Source organism: Streptomyces sp. Q2 (genome assembly GCF_056820935.1).
Genome location: NZ_JBXEJE010000003.1, coordinates 57,488 through 73,156, shown reverse-complemented (window position 1 = coordinate 73,156; position 15,669 = coordinate 57,488). Strand labels below are relative to the sequence as shown.

11 protein-coding genes and 6 pseudogenes are annotated in these 15,669 nt (G+C 71.6%); 11 read left to right on the top strand and 6 right to left on the bottom strand.

What is annotated here, in order from left to right:
- Window positions 1–134: 134 nt before the first annotated feature.
- Together ACWBNA_RS04655 and ACWBNA_RS04650 are read left to right on the top strand one after the other, a co-directional pair.
- A pseudogene (locus tag ACWBNA_RS04655) lies at window positions 135–269 on the top strand (IS110 family transposase); the annotation flags it as partial.
- 112 nt (window positions 270–381) lie between these two features.
- Window positions 382–743 (top strand): annotated as a pseudogene (locus ACWBNA_RS04650) (ArsR/SmtB family transcription factor).
- A gap of 542 nt (window positions 744–1,285) precedes the next feature.
- Here ACWBNA_RS04650 and ACWBNA_RS04645 read toward each other — a convergent pair.
- Window positions 1,286–1,592, bottom strand: a pseudogene (locus tag ACWBNA_RS04645) (pyridoxamine 5'-phosphate oxidase family protein); the annotation flags it as partial.
- Window positions 1,593–1,606: 14 nt separating this feature from the next.
- On the opposite strand from ACWBNA_RS04645, the gene ACWBNA_RS04640 reads away from it, so the two are divergent.
- Window positions 1,607–1,924 (top strand): hypothetical protein, encoded by a 318-nt coding sequence (locus ACWBNA_RS04640; protein WP_482702566.1) that lies wholly within the window; start codon window positions 1,607–1,609, stop codon window positions 1,922–1,924.
- A 57-nt stretch (window positions 1,925–1,981) separates the two neighbouring features.
- On the opposite strand, the gene ACWBNA_RS04635 is transcribed toward ACWBNA_RS04640, so the two are convergent.
- From ACWBNA_RS04635 to ppdK, 3 genes are all read right to left on the bottom strand, one after another.
- The gene (locus ACWBNA_RS04635) at window positions 1,982–2,104 is read right to left on the bottom strand and encodes a hypothetical protein (RefSeq protein WP_482702564.1); all 123 of its coding nucleotides are present in this window, start codon (window positions 2,102–2,104) and stop codon (window positions 1,982–1,984) included.
- A 64-nt stretch (window positions 2,105–2,168) separates the two neighbouring features.
- Window positions 2,169–2,606 carry a hypothetical protein gene (locus ACWBNA_RS04630; RefSeq protein ID WP_482702562.1) on the bottom strand — a complete coding sequence of 146 codons (438 nt, stop codon included), beginning with the start codon at window positions 2,604–2,606 and terminating at the stop codon, window positions 2,169–2,171.
- Window positions 2,607–2,672: 66 nt separating this feature from the next.
- Window positions 2,673–5,366: a pyruvate, phosphate dikinase gene (gene ppdK, locus ACWBNA_RS04625; RefSeq protein ID WP_482702561.1), complete on the bottom strand. Its 2,694-nt coding sequence runs from the start codon at window positions 5,364–5,366 to the stop codon at window positions 2,673–2,675.
- Window positions 5,367–5,664: 298 nt separating this feature from the next.
- Between ppdK and ACWBNA_RS04620 the strand changes: the two genes are divergently transcribed.
- From ACWBNA_RS04620 to ACWBNA_RS04600, 5 genes and pseudogenes are all read left to right on the top strand, one after another.
- Entirely contained in the window at window positions 5,665–6,351 is a 687-nt protein-coding gene (locus ACWBNA_RS04620) for a response regulator (protein WP_482702559.1), read from the top strand.
- Window positions 6,352–6,605: 254 nt separating this feature from the next.
- Window positions 6,606–8,324 (top strand): sensor histidine kinase, encoded by a 1,719-nt coding sequence (locus ACWBNA_RS04615; protein WP_482702557.1) that lies wholly within the window; start codon window positions 6,606–6,608, stop codon window positions 8,322–8,324.
- Between the two features lie 420 nt (window positions 8,325–8,744).
- Window positions 8,745–9,045 (top strand): annotated as a pseudogene (locus ACWBNA_RS04610) (acetate--CoA ligase family protein); the annotation flags it as partial.
- A 13-nt stretch (window positions 9,046–9,058) separates the two neighbouring features.
- Complete coding sequence (locus ACWBNA_RS04605; RefSeq protein WP_482702555.1) at window positions 9,059–9,790, top strand: CBS domain-containing protein; 732 nt, start codon at window positions 9,059–9,061, stop codon at window positions 9,788–9,790.
- Between the two features lie 16 nt (window positions 9,791–9,806).
- A pseudogene (locus ACWBNA_RS04600) lies at window positions 9,807–10,311 on the top strand (flavodoxin domain-containing protein).
- A gap of 97 nt (window positions 10,312–10,408) precedes the next feature.
- Here the strand turns inward: ACWBNA_RS04600 and ACWBNA_RS04595 are convergent.
- Both ACWBNA_RS04595 and ACWBNA_RS04590 read right to left on the bottom strand, forming a co-directional pair.
- Complete coding sequence (locus tag ACWBNA_RS04595; protein WP_482702553.1) at window positions 10,409–11,740, bottom strand: alpha/beta family hydrolase; 1,332 nt, start codon at window positions 11,738–11,740, stop codon at window positions 10,409–10,411.
- A gap of 120 nt (window positions 11,741–11,860) precedes the next feature.
- Window positions 11,861–12,442 carry an Rv1733c family protein gene (locus ACWBNA_RS04590; protein ID WP_482702551.1) on the bottom strand — a complete coding sequence of 194 codons (582 nt, stop codon included), beginning with the start codon at window positions 12,440–12,442 and terminating at the stop codon, window positions 11,861–11,863.
- Between the two features lie 336 nt (window positions 12,443–12,778).
- Here ACWBNA_RS04590 and ACWBNA_RS04585 point away from each other — a divergent pair, with 336 nt between their 5' ends.
- The 3 genes and pseudogenes from ACWBNA_RS04585 (at window position 12,779) to ACWBNA_RS04575 (ending at window position 15,660) form a co-directional block, all read left to right on the top strand.
- Window positions 12,779–13,858 (top strand): zinc-dependent alcohol dehydrogenase family protein, encoded by a 1,080-nt coding sequence (locus tag ACWBNA_RS04585; protein WP_482702548.1) that lies wholly within the window; start codon window positions 12,779–12,781, stop codon window positions 13,856–13,858.
- 254 nt (window positions 13,859–14,112) lie between these two features.
- Window positions 14,113–14,529 (top strand): annotated as a pseudogene (locus tag ACWBNA_RS04580) (universal stress protein); the annotation flags it as partial.
- 228 nt (window positions 14,530–14,757) lie between these two features.
- Entirely contained in the window at window positions 14,758–15,660 is a 903-nt protein-coding gene (locus ACWBNA_RS04575) for a universal stress protein (RefSeq protein WP_482702546.1), read from the top strand.
- The last annotated feature ends 9 nt before the right edge of the window (window positions 15,661–15,669 follow it).

The window sequence follows — 15,669 nt, the reverse complement described above, 5'->3', positions numbered from 1 at the left end:
GGTGGGTCCCCGGCGCCAGTGGTGCAGCGACGCGTGGCCCGGCGAGCCCCCCGTGGCGACATGAAGCCTCGGGTGAGTGATGCACAGGATGAACACATTCGCCGCGCTGCACGATCCCGCCTACCCGCGCCTGATACGACCGTTGCCGGGCTCGCGGGAAGACCCACACACAAGCCCTCCCCCGCCTCGCCCGACAACGGACCAGCGTGCTGTTCGCGATGCTCCGTGACGGCACCTTCTCCGAACCCGGAACCCCACGTCTCGCTTGACGAAAAACGTCGAGGCACCCCCCGCCACGGCTGGGTGGATGCGATGCATGGTGCACGCACGACAGTGGCTGTCCGGCACCCCGGCGGCCTCTACGGGCGGAGGGCGGGCGCGGTGAGGGCGCCGCTGTACCAATTGAAGGCGGAGTTCTTCAAGACCATCGGCCATCCAGTACGGATCCGCGTGCTGGAACTTCTCAGCCAGCGCGAACACGCGGTCTCCGAAATGCTCGGTGAGGTGGGTGTCGAAGCGGCCCACCTCTCCCAGCAGTTGGCTGTACTGCGCCGGGCCAATCTCGTCATCCCCGCCGGGAAGGCTCGGCCGTCCACTACTCCCTGGCCAATCCGCAGGTGGCCGAGCTGCTGCGGGTCGCGCGCACCATCCTGTCCGGCGTACTGGCGGGCCAGGCCGAACTGCTGGCCGACCTTGAGGCCGCCGAACCCGAAGCCGCACCTCGGCGGCGCAGGCCGTCGTAGACGCCCCCACCCGCGGCGGCTGTCTCCCGGCGGAAACCGTTCCGCCCCTCTGACGGCGGGAGGCGGCCGCTGTCTGCCCCCACCTGCCGGGCCCAAGGTGTGGGCGGTCGCAGCAGACGGTAGCCGGTCACGAGATCAGGCCGGATCCGCACGACGTAGTCCCCTCCACCGGTCCAGGGGGTCAACGCGTGCCGCCGGCGAGCCACCTTCCCGCGGTCCTGTGCTGGTGAGGATCACGCTCCAGCCCGTATGGGACACCGGGCGACCCCCCGCATCAGGGCCCTGCCTCTGCGCCTTGCCGGCGGTCTTGAGGCAGTGCTGTCGACGATGCCGTCCCAGGACGATTCCCGTCAGCCGGCCAGCATCGACGGACCTGTTCGCGTCCTGGCGGCCCGGACTACCGCTGTTTCCCAGGTCCGCACGCCAGACGGCCGCGGTGGGCGCGGGGCGCTGCGGCGTACTCAGCCACAACCTGCACCGGCGCGGTGGGCGATCGTGGCCGACGCAGATCGAGACCGTCGCACGGCCCGCTTCGCCGCGCCTCACGGACTGCCGCGCTCCCCGCTGAGGTCCCGGCCGGTGACCATCTCGGATTCGATCCGCACAAATACAACCTCGTCCATGGGCATCCAAGACGTGGGGCCGTTCTGGGACTACCGCTCGTGCTCGGCCGGGTCGGTCACCACAGTGGCCCGTCCGGTGACGACCACGCTCCAGCCGGACCGGTCGCCGCGTCGAACTCGTCCGCCTCGAAAGCGACGACGAAGCCATGGATGGCGCGTAAGAGGTCCGAGCTGGGCGGGAGCACAGCAGTACGGAGGCGTCCGTGTCCAAGGAGAAGTCGATGGGTTGCGAGGAGGCCGATGACAACCGTTGTTTCGCGGGTGCACGTGCGGGCTCGGCGGTACGTCGGCGTCTTCGGCGCCGGCCTGAGCGGTACCGCCATCAGTGCCCTGACCACCATGAAGCTGGTCGACGTGAACAGCGTGGCGACACCATTCCCGATCACCGCCCCGCCCTCGAGGTCCACGCCGTGGCCGCCGCGCTGCTGCGCGACGCCACCGGCGGCGCCGTACCGACCGAGCCGGCGGCCCGTCGGTTTGGCTGCCACCGCGAGCCTGGGCATCACCCGGCAGGCATCCGCGCCGTACGCGATGGTCTTCGGCGACTACGTGGCCTGACGGCTCGTCCACGCAGAGGTCCGTTCCGAGACCACGCCGATCACGTTGCCGTCGTGGTCAACGACGGGCAGGCCGCTGATCCCACTGGTCCAGCAGACCGACCAGGACCTTGAACGGAGTCTCCCGGCGCGCCTGGACGACTTCGCTGGTCATGACCTGGCCGACGGTGTGGGACGGCACGTGCCTCCTCCGCGGGTGGGGTACAAGGGCATCACCGGCCCTCGTACCCCACCGGAGCCTTCAGTCAGCCAGTCGCCTCATCGCTGTCCGGCCCACGGGCCGCAGAGCCCTGGCCCGGCTGCCCGACGGGCCGTCCGCCACGCCACGGCGGCGGCGCCGACCTGCGGGCCGTGTCCGTGCGGTGCAGGGTCCGCTCTAGCCGACCGCGCAGCCGGTCCGCCAACCGGTCGGCGAGTTCGTGCGCGCTCGCCTCGCGGGCGTGCACGACCACGAGATCGGCGCCCACCCGGATCTCCGCACCACAGGACCATGGCAGCGCGACGTGGTGAGCGATGGCCCGATCCAGTCGGCCCTCGCCACTGACGGCCGGCAGTCCCGGCCGGTGCAGGGCGGCGGCGATCTTCTCCCGCAGGTACGCGAGTGTCGTCTCGTCCACGTCACCCGTGGCCCGTACCCGGACCGCGTCCGGGACGTTCTGGGCGCGGGTGCCTGTGTCGGTCATGTGACGTACTCCTTGTGATCGTTGTGCCGTGCGTGGCGAGCCGGGCGGTGAGCCGCCCGGCTCCGGTCACCTGCTGTCGCTGTCCGGGGTCCCCGACATGGCGGCCCGTCCGGCCTCCAGACGGGCGACCGGAACGCGGAACGGCGAGCAGGAGACGTAGTCCAGGCCGGCTGCGTGGAAGAAGTGCACCGATTCGGGGTCGCCGCCGTGCTCGCCGCAGACGCCGATCTTCAGGTCCGGGCGTGCGGCGCGGCCCTCGGCGACCGCCATCTCGACCAGCCGGCCGACGCCGGCGCGGTCGATCGTCTCGAACGGAGAGGTGGCGAAGATGCCCTTGTCGAGGTAGGCGGAGAAGAACGCCGCCTCCACGTCGTCGCGGGAGAAGCCCCAGACGGTCTGGGTGAGGTCGTTGGTGCCGAAGGAGAAGAAGTCCGCCTCCTCGGCGATGCGGCCCGCGGTCAGGGCCGCCCGGGGCAGTTCGATCATCGTGCCGACCGGGCACCGGACGGGGATGCCGGTGGCCTTGCCGACCTCGGCGAGCACCGCGTCCACCTCCTCGCGTGCGAGGCGGAGCTCCTCGACCGTGTCGACCAGCGGCACCATGATCTCCGCCTGGGGGTCGCCGCCGGCCCGGACGCGGTCCACGACCGCCTCGGCGACGGCCCGTACCTGCATGGCGACCAGGCCCGGCACCACCAGGCCCAGGCGCACGCCGCGCAGCCCGAGCATCGGGTTCTCCTCGTGCATCCGGTTGACCGCGTCGAGGAGTTCGACGTCGTGCGGCTCCGGCAGCTCTCCCCGCGCGTCGGCGGTGGCGACGCGGACGGCGAGCTCGGTGCGGTCGGGCAGGAACTCGTGCAGCGGTGGGTCGAGGAGCCGGATGGTGACCGGAAGGCCGTCCATCGCCTCCAGGATGCCGATGAAGTCCTGCCGCTGCAGGGGCAGCAGGGCGTCCAGGGCACGGTCGCGTTCGATGTCGTCGCGGGCCAGGATCATCTCCTCGACCAGCTTGCGGCGCTCGCCGAGGAACATGTGCTCGGTGCGGCACAGTCCGACGCCCTGCGCGCCGAACCGGCGGGCCCGGGCGGCGTCCTCGGGCGTGTCGGCGTTGGCCTGCACTTCCATCCGCCGTACGTCGTCGGCCCGTTGCAGGGCCCTCGCGACCGCGTCGACCAGCTGGGCCGAACGCTCGCCGTGCGCACCCGTCTCCAGGTACCGCATGACCGCGGAGTCGACCAGCGGAGCCGCACCCGGGTACACGGTGCCCGCGGAGCCGTCCACCGAGACGACCTCGCCCTCCCGCACGGTCGTGCCGCCCACGGTGAAGCGGCGTTCCCGCGGGTCGACGGTGATCTGCTCGGCGCCGCACACGCAGACCTTGCCCATGCCTCGGGCGACGACGGCCGCGTGGCTCGTCTTGCCGCCCCGGCTGGTGAGCACGGCCTCGGCGGCGACCATGCCGGGCAGATCGTCCGGGGTGGTCTCCTGCCGCACGAGGACGACCTTCTCACCGGCGGCGGCCCGCCGTACCGCCTCGGCCGAGTCGAACACCACCGCTCCGACGGCGGCACCCGGCGAGGCCGGAATCCCATGCGCCAGCGGTGCGCCGACGGCCGCGGTGTCGAACCGGGGGAACATCAGCCGGGCCAGCCCGTCCCCGCTGACCCGGGTCAGGGCCTCGTCCGCCGAGATGAGCCCCTCGTCGGCCAGCTCGGCGGCGATGGCGAAGGCGGCCTCGGCGGTGCGCTTGCCGACGCGGGTCTGCAGCATCCACAGGCGTCCGCGCTCGATGGTGAACTCGATGTCGCACAGGTCCCGGTAGTGGTGCTCCAGGGTCTCCATGTGCGCCCGCAGCTCCAGGTAGGAGGCAGGATCCAGCTGTTCCAGGTCGGTCAGCGGCACGGTGTTGCGGATGCCCGCGACCACGTCCTCGCCCTGGGCGTCGACCAGGTAGTCGCCGTACAGACCGGGCCGCCCGGTGGCCGGGTCGCGGGTGAAGGCGACCCCGCTGCCGGAATCGGCGCCGTGGTTGCCGAACACCATGCGCTGCACGGTGACCGCGGTGCCGAGGTCGTCCGGGACGTGCTCCCCCCGCCGGTAGAGGCGGGCCCGTTCGCCGTTCCAGGACTGGAAGACGGCGAGGACGGCCCGGCGCAGTTGCTCGGCGGGGGACTGCGGGAAGTGCTCGCCGGTCTCGTACTCGATCAGGTCCTTGTACGTCTCCACGAGCTGGGCGAGGTCGGTGGCGTCCAGGTGGACGTCGTCCGGGACGCCGCGCACCTCCTTGAGCAGGGTGATGGCCTGCTCGAACAGGGAGGAGTCGACGCCCATCACCGTGCTGCCGAACATCTGGACGAGCCGACGGTAGGAGTCCCAGGCGAAGCGTTCGCTGCCCGAGGTCTTGGCCAGGCCCAGCACGGAGTCGTCGTTCAGGCCGATGTCGAGGACCGTCTCCATCATGCCGGGCATGGAGAAGCGCGCGCCGGAGCGGACGGACACCAGCAGTGGGTCGTCCGGCTGTCCGAGCAGTCGTCCCGTGGTGGCTTCCAGGGCAGACAGGTGCCGGGAGATCTCCCGGGACATGCCCTCGGGCTCGGTGCCCGTCACCAGGTAGGCACGGCAGGCCTCGGTGGTGACGATGAACCCCGGGGGCACGGGCAGGCCCAGCCGGGTCATCTCGGCCAGGTTCGCTCCCTTGCCGCCGAGCAGGTCCGCCATGTGGCGACCGCCCTCGGTGAAGTCGTAGACGTAACGAACCATGACGCTGTGCTCCTCGGTCTCGTGCCACGGCTTTTCTGCCCTTGGCTTCCAGCGTCCCGCGGGTACCGGCACCATGGCAGGTGCCGGCCGTCCCGTCCGGTGGGCCGGTCGGCCCTCGGTGGTGGAGCCGGGTTTGCGTCCGTGCGGCGAGCGGGCAGCGGCACGGGAAGGAGCGAGGGGTGAAACAGGGCCGTTCGGCCCTGGCCGTTCGCTCCGGAAACGAGAAGGATCTCCGGTAGGAGCCGCTGTCTCGTCCGAGGGCGGCCCACGACGTGCCAGGCATGACAAGGAGCATTTGATGGCGGACAGTGAGCGGCCCGGTACCGGCGGCCCGATCCGGGTCTTCCTACTGGACGATCACGAGGTGGTCCGGCGCGGGGTCCATGACCTGCTGAACGATGAGCCGGACATCACCGTGGTCGGCGACGCCGGGACGGTTGAGCAGGCTCTCGTACGGGTTCCCGCCCTGCGCCCGGACGTGGCGGTGCTCGATGTCCGGCTGCCCGACGGTGACGGTGTGAGCGTGTGCCGGGAGCTGCGTTCGCGCATGCCGGAGCTGGCCTGTCTGATGCTGACGTCGTTCGACGACGAGGAGGCGCTGCTGGACTCGATCATGGCCGGGGCGTCGGGGTACGTGCTCAAGCAGATCCAGGGCTCGGACCTGGTGTCGGCGGTCCGTACGGTGGCCGCGGGGCAGTCCCTGCTCGACCCGAGTGCCACCGCCAAGGTGATGGCCAGGCTGCGGGGTGAGCAGACCAAGGAGCCGGATGCCCTGCCGGGCCTGACCGAGCGCGAGCGGGAGATCCTGGCCCTCATCGGCGAGGGCCTGACCAACCGCCAGATCGGCCAGCGGCTCTTCCTCGCCGAGAAGACCGTCAAGAACCACATCTCCCGTCTGCTGGCCAAGCTCGGCGTGGAGCGCCGCATCCAGGCCGCGGTGATCGCCACCCAGGCACAGGACCGGCTCAGGAACGAAGGACGCTGAAGCCCCGCGTCGGCGACTGCGGTGCGAACCGGGGCAGAACATGCCCCGGCCCGCCTCGTACGGCCCGGACCTCTGCCGTCCGGCGTCCGCAGGCCGCCGCAGCGCCGCCGCAGCGCCGCCGTGAACACCGGCCCACCGGTCTTTCGACGGGATGACCAGGGCCAATTACTCACTCTCATCCTCCTCGGACCGTTACGGTGGCACATGACCGCAACGGACGGCCGTTGGCGGTCGCGGGGACGTGAGGAGCATCGGTGGGAAGCCCTGAGGAGGCCCGTGTACGGCTGCCGCAGCTGAAGTTGGATGAGCTGCTGGAAGAGCTGCAGGCCCGCATCGACGCGGCCCGCGGCACCCGTGACCGGGTGCACAGCCTTCTGGAGGCGGTGCTCTCGGTCGGCCGGGAACTCGACCTCGAACAGGCGCTTTACAGCATCGTGGAAGCGGCCGCGGTACTGGTCGACGCACAGTACGCGGCCCTCGGCGTCATCGGACCGGACGGCAAGCGACTGTCGGCCTTCCACACGGTCGGGGTCAGCGACGAGCAGATCGCCCGCATCGGCCCCTTCCCCGAGGGGCACGGCATCCTCGGTGAGCTGATCCGCCACCCCGCGCCCCTGCGGCTCACGAAGCTCTCCGACCATGCCTCCTCGTACGGCTTCCCACCGCACCACCCGCCGATGAACACCTTCGTCGGAGTCCCGATCCAGGTCAGGGACCAGATCTTCGGCAACCTCTACCTGACCGAGAAACAGGGCGGGGCGGAGTTCGACGAGGAGGACGAGTCGGTCCTGTCCACCCTGGCGGTCGCGGCCGGAGTCGCCATCGACAACGCCCGCCTCTACGAGGAGTCCCGGCTGCGCGAGCGCTGGCTGCGGGCGAACGCCGAGATCACCCACGGTCTGATGTCGGGGAGCGATCGCGCGGACGCGCTGAACCTGATCGCGGAACGGGCCAGGGAGATCACCGCGGCCGCCCTCGCGGTGGTCGCGATGCCCGTGGAGGACGCCGACTCGCTCGCGGTGGAACTGGCCGTCGGACGGGGCGCGGAGGATCAGCGCGGCCTGGTGCTGCCCGTGGAGGGCGGTCTGATCGGCGCCGCCTTCTCCACCGGCGCACCCGTCGACAGCCCGGACGTGACGCGGGACGAGCGCGTGTCGGAGGCCTCATCGGGTTTCACCGGCCTGGGGCCCGCTGTGGCCGTGCCCATCGGAGCCGGCGACAGCGTGCGCGGTGTCGTCCTGCTGGTGCGCGAAGCGGGCCGGCCCGTGTTCACACAGAAGGAGACCGAGCCGTTGCAGGCCTTCGCCGCACAGGCGGCGATCGCGATGGAGCTGGCGGAACGCCGGCGCGACGCCGAGCACATCGCCATGCTCCACGACCGCGACCGGATCGCCCGGGACCTGCACGACCTGGCGATCCAGCGGTTGTTCGCCACCGGAATGACACTGCAGAGCGCCGGCCGCTTCATCGAGCATCCGCAGGCCGCCGACCGCGTGACCCGGGCGGTGGACGACCTCGACGAGACCATCAAGATCATCAGGTCGACCATCTTCGGTCTGCGGTCACGCGAAGGGGGTGCCGGATCCGGGCTGCGCGCCCGCGTGGTGCGGGCGGTCGGCGAAGCCGCTCCGGTGCTCGGCTTCGCCCCCGGCGTGCGCATGGAAGGCCTGGTGGACACCGAGGTCCCCGGCCGGATCGCGGACCAGGTGGTGGCCGTCCTCTCGGAGGCGCTGACCAACATCGCCCGGCACGCCCGTGCCGACCGTGCCGGCGTGGTGCTGGAGACCGACGGTCGCGAAGTGCGGCTGACGGTCTCCGACAACGGTGTGGGGATACCGCCCGAAGGCCGTCGCAGTGGCCTGCGCAACCTGGCCGAACGGGCCCAGCAACTGGGCGGGGATCTGAAGTTCGACGGCCCGGCCGACGGCGGGACCGTTCTGGTGTGGCGGGTGCCGGTGACGGACGAGCCGTGACACGGCCCGCTCTCCAAAGGGGCCCGGGAGTTCGGCTTCCGGCGGGACGGGCTGATGGGCTGTGACCTGCTTGCCAGACGGTTCGGGTGGTGGCGCCCGTGTGCCGCTGCCCGGGCCTCCTCGACGTAGTCACTGTCAGGAAGATGACGAGTCTGAGACTCCGCGACATGGGCCGACCCGAGGGCATCGCGGCGCCGAACGGGACCAAGTCCCTGACCACGAGGAGCAGTTCGGCCTCATGGCTCCATAGCCGCAGGCCCCATGGCTGCAAGATCGATCGAACGCCGCGGTGCCAGGGCGGCGCACCGCACACCACGCCCTCGTCACGGCGGCCGACCATGCCCCGTCCGGCCATCGGTCACGGACGAACGGCCCCCCTGTCCGTGCACGTCGCGCCACCACCCTCGAAGGGCACCGGACGACGTCGCGGCTGATCATCCGTCCATGGAACTGCCAGGACGGATCACGACGTGCACGACCTCATCACCTCCCCCGGTGCGCGCCGCTGCTGTTCGGCGCGCACGGCAGCGGGCCTGTCGACCTCGAAGGCCTGGAGCAGTTGCTCCTGCGGTTGTCCCGCATGGCGCAGGACCTGCCGCAGCTGGCTGAGGCCGACTTCAACCCGGTTCTCGCGACACCCGGCTCGGTCACCGTGCTCGACGCGCGCATACGTCTGCTCCCGCGCAGGCCGCAGGACCCCTGTCTGCGCCGACTCCGCTGAGGAAGGAACCGTCATGAAGCACAACAAGGTCGGGTCCGTGATGACCACCGATGTCGTCCGGGCCTGGTACGGAACCCCGTTCAAGGAGGTCGCGCGGCTGCTCGCCGGCCACCGGATCAGCGGACTGCCCGTCGCCGACGAGGACGAACGTGTCATCGGCGTCATCTCCGAGACCGACCTGGTGATGCACCAGGCACAGGTGCCGGACTCGTACGAGCCGAACCGGCGCTTCCGGTTCATCGCGCTGACACCAGGCGCGAAGCGCCGGGCGGCGAAGGCGAGGGCCCGCACGGCCGGACAGCTGATGACCGAGCCGCCCGTCACCGTGCACGCCGACGACTCCATCGTGGACGCCGCACGGGTCATGGCCGAGCGGCACGTGGAACGGCTGCCGGTGCTGGACGAGGAGGAGCGGCTGGTCGGCATCGTCACCCGCCGCGACCTGCTCCAGGTCTTCCTGCGTCCCGACGCGGAGATCCGTCGGGAGGTGATCGAGGAGGTGTTGGTGCGTGCCCGGTGGCTGGCGCCGAGGAGTGTCGACGTGTCGGTGACGGAAGGTGTTGTCACGCTGCACGGCCACATGGAACGAAAGAGCGAGACCGAGATCGCCGTGTCCATGACCCGGCAGATCGACGGTGTGATCGGCGTGGTCGATCAGCTCGCCCACCGGTTGGACGACGCGCGACTCCAGCCCGACGAACAGGCACTGCATGGTGTGGTCGACGACTGGCTGCGCCGTACGTGAGAGGAGGTGGACCGGCATGCTGAAGCAGGTGCTGGTCGCCTACGGAACGAAGAACGGGTCGACGGCACAGATCGCCGAGACCCGCCGAGGTTCTGCGCAAGGCGGGACTCGCGGCCGAGGCACTGCCCGCCCGGTCCGTGACGAGCGTGTCGTCCTACGACGGCGTGGTGGTCGGAGGCGGACTGTACGCCGGTCGCTGGCACCGGGACGCCCGCCGCTTCGTCCGACGTCACCGCAGGTCCCTGGCCCGGCATCCGGTCTGGCTGTTCAGCAGCGGGCCGCTCGACCCCTCGGCCTCGGAGCGGGACATCCCGCCCGTGCCCGGTGTGCGGCGCGTCATGGACAAACTGGAGGTCACCGAGCACGTCACCTTCGGAGGCTGCCTCGAAGAGGGGGGCGAAGGACGCATCGCCCGGATGATCGTGCGTTCCGGCAAGGGCGGAGATTTCCGTGACTTCGCCGCGATCGAGGGCTGGGCGGCACGCGTCGCCGAGGAACTGGCCGGCGCGGAGAGCCGGTAGGAAGGCAGTGAGCCGGTGGACGTCAGGCAGAAGGACGAGTACCGATGACCGAGCCCTCATGGCCGAGTGGAGACGCAGTGAGGGCTCGGGGTCGTGATCATGCCGGCCCGAGCCGCCGGGCCGCCGCGTCCGGCCGTGCGAGGTGGGCGGTGAACCAGTCACCGGCGAGGTCTGCCACCGTGTCCAGGGCGCCGGGCTCGGGAAAGAGATGGGTCGCGCCCGGGACCACGGCGATTCGGTGCTCGCAGTGCATCCAGTCGGCCGCGAGCCGGTTGAGGCTGAGCACCCGGGTGTCGAGTCCGCCGACGATCAGCAGCGTCGGAGCCCGGACGTGTGCGAGTGCCGCCGGACGGGCCAGGTCCGGACGACCACCGCGGGAGACGACGGCGCGGATGTCGTCTCCCGCGGCGGCCTCCAGCGCGGCGCCCGCACCCGTGCTGGCTCCGAAGTAGCCCACGGGCAGGGCCGTTTCGCGGCGCAGCCATCGGGCGACGGTCTGCAGACGTTGGGCCAGCAGGATGATGTCGAAGACGTTGTGGCGGTCGCGTGCCTCGTCCTCGGTGAGCAGATCCAGCAGCAGTGTGCCCAGACCGGTGCGGTTGAGCACGGCGGCGACGTGCTGGTTGCGCGGGCTGTGCCGGCTGCTCCCGCTGCCGTGGGCGAACACCACCACCGCTTGTGCCGTGGCGGGTACGACGAGTCGTCCGGCCAGCCGTACCGGCCCGGCGGGCACCTCCACCTCGCCGGCCCTCGACGGGCGCTCCGGTCCGGACGGCCGGTCGGGCGGCGCGCCGGGGTGGTCGGCCTCGACCAGCAGCGCGGCCACCTCCCTGTCACCGGTCTGTGCGAAGTCGCTGTACCAGGCCCCGACGGACCCCAGATGACGCGGGGCCTGCAGACAGACGACCTCGTCCGCTGTTGCGCGAAGGCGCGGCAGGGTCACATCCGCCCCCACCGGGACGGCGAGGACGACCTCGCCCGCCCCACGAGCGCGGGCCACCCGGCAGGCGGCCTCGGCGGTGGCGCCGGTGGCCAGCCCGTCGTCCACCACCACCGTGGTCCGGCCGCCCAGCGGCAGGGGCGGGCGGTCGGCGCGATACCGGCGCACCCGCCGCTCCAGCTCGGCCCGTTCGGAGCGCTCGACGTTCTCCTGCTCGACGGGGCTGAGCCCGCTCTCGCGGAGGATGTCCTGGTTGATCACACGGACGCCCTGCTCGCCGATCGCGCCGAATCCCAGCTCCGGCTGCCATGGCACGCCCAGCTTGCGCACCACCAGCACGTCCATCGGCAGGCCGAGCAGGCGGGCCACTTCGTACGCCACCGGGACGCCGCCCCGGGGCAGTCCGAGCACCACGGCATCCGTGCCCCGCAGGTACTGCAGGCGACGGGCCAGATGACGCCCGGCGTCCGCGCGGTCGTGGTAGCGCATGCGCCACCTCCTCATGCGCGGCGGCGACAAACCGCCTCGCTGCCCATTGCACCGCACCTGCACCGCGCATGCACAGGGCCGGACGCCCCGGCCAACGGGGCCGCCCGGCCCTGCCCTGCGTCAGCCGGTTGGCTGGTTCCACCGCGGGCCTACCCGGTCCCACTCCTTGGCCCACTGGTCGAAGCGACGCTGGTCGAGTCGCCACCGGAGGAGGGCGCCGGTGCCGAAGGCGAGGCCGGACAGGGCCGCGGCTGCCGCGAAGCCGTAGAGAGCCGACTCGACCGTGGCCTCCGTCCGGCCCGTCGGCTCGGTGGTGAGCGCGCCACGGGCGTCCAGCCAGACCGTGACCGCGGATCCGGAGCGGAGACCGGTGCCCACCAAGGTCCGTCCGGTGCGGGTGGCGCCGTTGTCAGCCGTCCAGCTGACCTTCGCCAGGGCTCGGTCGGTGCCCCTGGCGACCGACGTGGTCGGGGGAACGTCGGTGAGCAGCACTGCTGTGACGGAGTGCCGTTCGGCGCGCTCGCGTGCGAACACCTCGTGGGCGGCGTGTGCCGTCACCAGCCCGACGATCGCCCCGCCCACGGCGACGACCGTCCACATCACCAGCACGATCCAGGCCTCGACCACGTCGTCGCGCCGGCGCAGCGGATTGCTGCGCCACCGCCACAGCCGCGTCCTCGTACCCCTGCTGCCATCGGGCATGGCCCACACCTCCTCGTCCTGCTGACCCATCGACGGTGTCACTGGCGGGGAACCCGGCACAGGGGCCGATGAGGCGGCCTACGTGGGCCGACCGGCCCCAACCTGTGCTGACGCGGACCGACTGGCCACCGACGCACGAGGACGAGGATGAGGATGAGGGCGGGAAGGCGCCGAGACCGCGCACGACCCCGGTCGGCCGTCTCTCATAGGGCCCAGTGGCCCAAGCATATCCGCCGACAGTCGGACAAGCTGGATATGCGGAGCACTGTCGGTGTCACGCCGGAGCCCGGCTCACCGAGTCGTGGCTCCCGCCCAAGAGCAAGAGGGAGGTTCCCCATGAAGGGCTACGTCTTCCACGGTCCAGGAAAGTCCGCCTGGGAAGAGGTCCCCGACCCAGGCATCAAGGAGCCCACCGACGCGATCGTGAGGGTGGACGCCGTCACCATCTGCGGGACGGACCTGCATATCCTCAAGGGCGACGTCCCCGAGGTGCGCCCGGGCACCGTGCTGGGTCACGAGGCGGTCGGCGAGATCGTCGAGGTCGGCAGCGACGTACGGACCGTACGGCCCGGAGACCGGGTTCTGGTCTCCTGCATCAGCGCCTGCGGGCGCTGCCGCTACTGCCGCGAGGCCATGTACGGCCAGTGCCGCGGCGGCGGAGGCTGGATCCTCGGCCACCTGATCGACGGCACGCAGGCCGAGTACGTCCGTGTCCCGTACGCCGACCTGTCCGTGCACGCGCTGCCCAGCGCGGTGGACAGCAAGGATGCCGTGCTCCTGGCGGACATCTTCCCGACCTCCTACGAGGTGGGCGTCCTCAAGGGGCACGTACGCCCCGGCGACACCGTCGCCGTCGTCGGCGCCGGTCCCATCGGCCTCGCGGCGATCGCCACGGCCCGGCTGTTCACGCCCGAGCGGATCGTCGCCGTCGACCTGGCCACCTCCCGGCTGGAAGCCGCCAGGCAACTCGGTGCCGAGGCGGTGGCCGACGCCGAGGAAGAGCCCGAGCAGCTGGTCGCGGATCTCACCGACGGCCTGGGCGCCGACGTGGTGATCGAGGCGGTCGGCGTGCCGGAGAGCTTCGAACTGTGCACCCGCATGGTGCGGCCCGGCGGTCACGTGGCCAACGTCGGCGTGCACGGCAAGCCCGCGACCCTGCACCTGGAAGACCTGTGGATCAAGAACGTGACCATCACCACCGGTCTGGTCGACACGTACTCCACGCCCACCCTGCTGCGTATGGCGGCCGCCGGCCGGCTGCCCACCTCGCGGATGGTGACCCACACCTTCCCGCTCGACCGCATGGAGGAGGCGTACGACGTCTTCGGCAACGCCGCCGACACCGGTGCCCTCAAGGTCGTGCTCGGCGGCCCGCAGCACGAGGTCGTCGCGGTGACGGTCGGCCCGACTGCCTGACGGAAGGCACGGCGACGAGGGCCACGACCACGCCCGCGAACCCGAACGGCCCCTGTGCAGGGGGCCGTTCGGCGTGCTGCCGGGCCCTCCGGGCCCTGCCTCGATCCCGGCCGGACGACGAGCATCGTCCCGGAACCGCCATGGTCCCCGGACAGCCGTTCGGGACGTCCGCCGTGGACGGGTCCTGGCACCTCCGGCAGGGGCAACGCACCGGGCGCCGAGGAGGAGGGAAGGAAGACACGTCTCACCATCCTGTGGTCGTCGGAGTGGACGGCTCGCCGGTCTCCGTCCGGGCGTTGGACTGGGCCTCGGACGAGGCGGCCCGGCACGGTTCGGTGCTGCGCGTCCTGTACGCCGTGCCCGACCGAGACGAAGCCGGACCGATCCTGGCGTTCGCCGCCGCACGAGTTCGTGACCGTCATCCGGGTCTTCCGGTGGTGACCGTCGCTGCCGAAGGAAGCGCGGTGCGGGCTCTGGCGGAGGCCAGCCGGTCCGCGGCCCTCACGGTCGTGGGCACCCGCGGACTCGGCGGGATCGCCGGACTGCTGCTCGGCGCGGTGAGCCTGCGGCTGGCCGCCCACGCGCACGGTCCGCTGCTCGTCGTACGCGGGGACCACGCGTGCGACAACGGCCAGGACGTCCTGCTCGGTCTGCAGGACGACTGTCCCGCCGCGCTCCAGGTGCGACGGTGACATGGGGCCCGTGCTGCCCCTGGCAGCCTGCACAACTGCCGCAGCAACAGCCCGCGCGCCCTCCGTTTTTCCACCGCGACGCCCCCCTGTGCTCCACCCGACATGGGCCTGATGGCCTCGGGCAAGGACCCGGTGGCCCCTGCCGAAGCACCGTCGTCGACGCGATCCTGGCAGCGGGGAGAAAACCTGCATCTGGAGGTGCGTCTCATGGTTCCATCCGTTGTCGCCGGAGTCGACGGCTCCGCCGAGAGCCTTGCGGCCGCCGAGTGGGCGGCTCGCGAGGCCGTGCGCCGCGAGCGAGCACTGCGGCTTCTGCACGTCAGGAACTGGCACCCGCGCCAAGGGGGCGGCGCCGTCGCGAACGCGGCCCAGCGGGCTCTGGCCGGGCGGGTCCTGTGGCAGGCGGAGAAGCGCGTCCTCGCCGCGTGCCCCGACGTGAGCCTGTACGACAAACAGGTCGAGGGCCCGGCGACCCCGGCCCTGCTGAAGGCGGCCGAGCAGGCCGACCTGCTGGTACTGGGCTCCCGCGGACTGAGCGGATTCACCGGGTTCCTGGTGGGTTCGGTCGCCCTGGGCGTGGTGGCGAGGACCGCGCGTCCCGTCGTTCTCGTACGGGCAGGCGAGGAAGCGGAGGACGAACACCGCCCGGCCGACGACGGAGGCGCCTCCCTGCGCACCGGATACCGGGACGTGGTGGTCGGCGTCGACGTCAACGACCCGTGCGACGAAGTCCTGGACTTCGCGTTCAACGAGGCCCGCCTCCGCAGGTCCAGGCTGCGGGCCCTGCACGTCTGGCAGGCACCCAACCCGCTTACTCTCGGGCCCGGCGAGGTCGGCCTGATGAGCGAGCAGCGGCGGGCCGACGAGTGGCTGGGCTTCCTCTCCGCCGTGGTCCAGGTGTGGCGCGACAAGTATCCCGACGTGGAGGTCCTGGAGACCGTGGCGGAGGACAGGCCCGCCGGCGCGTTGGTACGGGCGGCCACCGGAGCCGGACTCCTGGTCGTCGGCCGCCGGTTCACCGAGCGGCCGGGCGGCCCACGCACCGGCCCGGTCACCCACGCCGCGGTCCACCACGTCGGCTGCCCCGTAGCCGTCGTGCCCCATTTCTGAGCGTGCCGA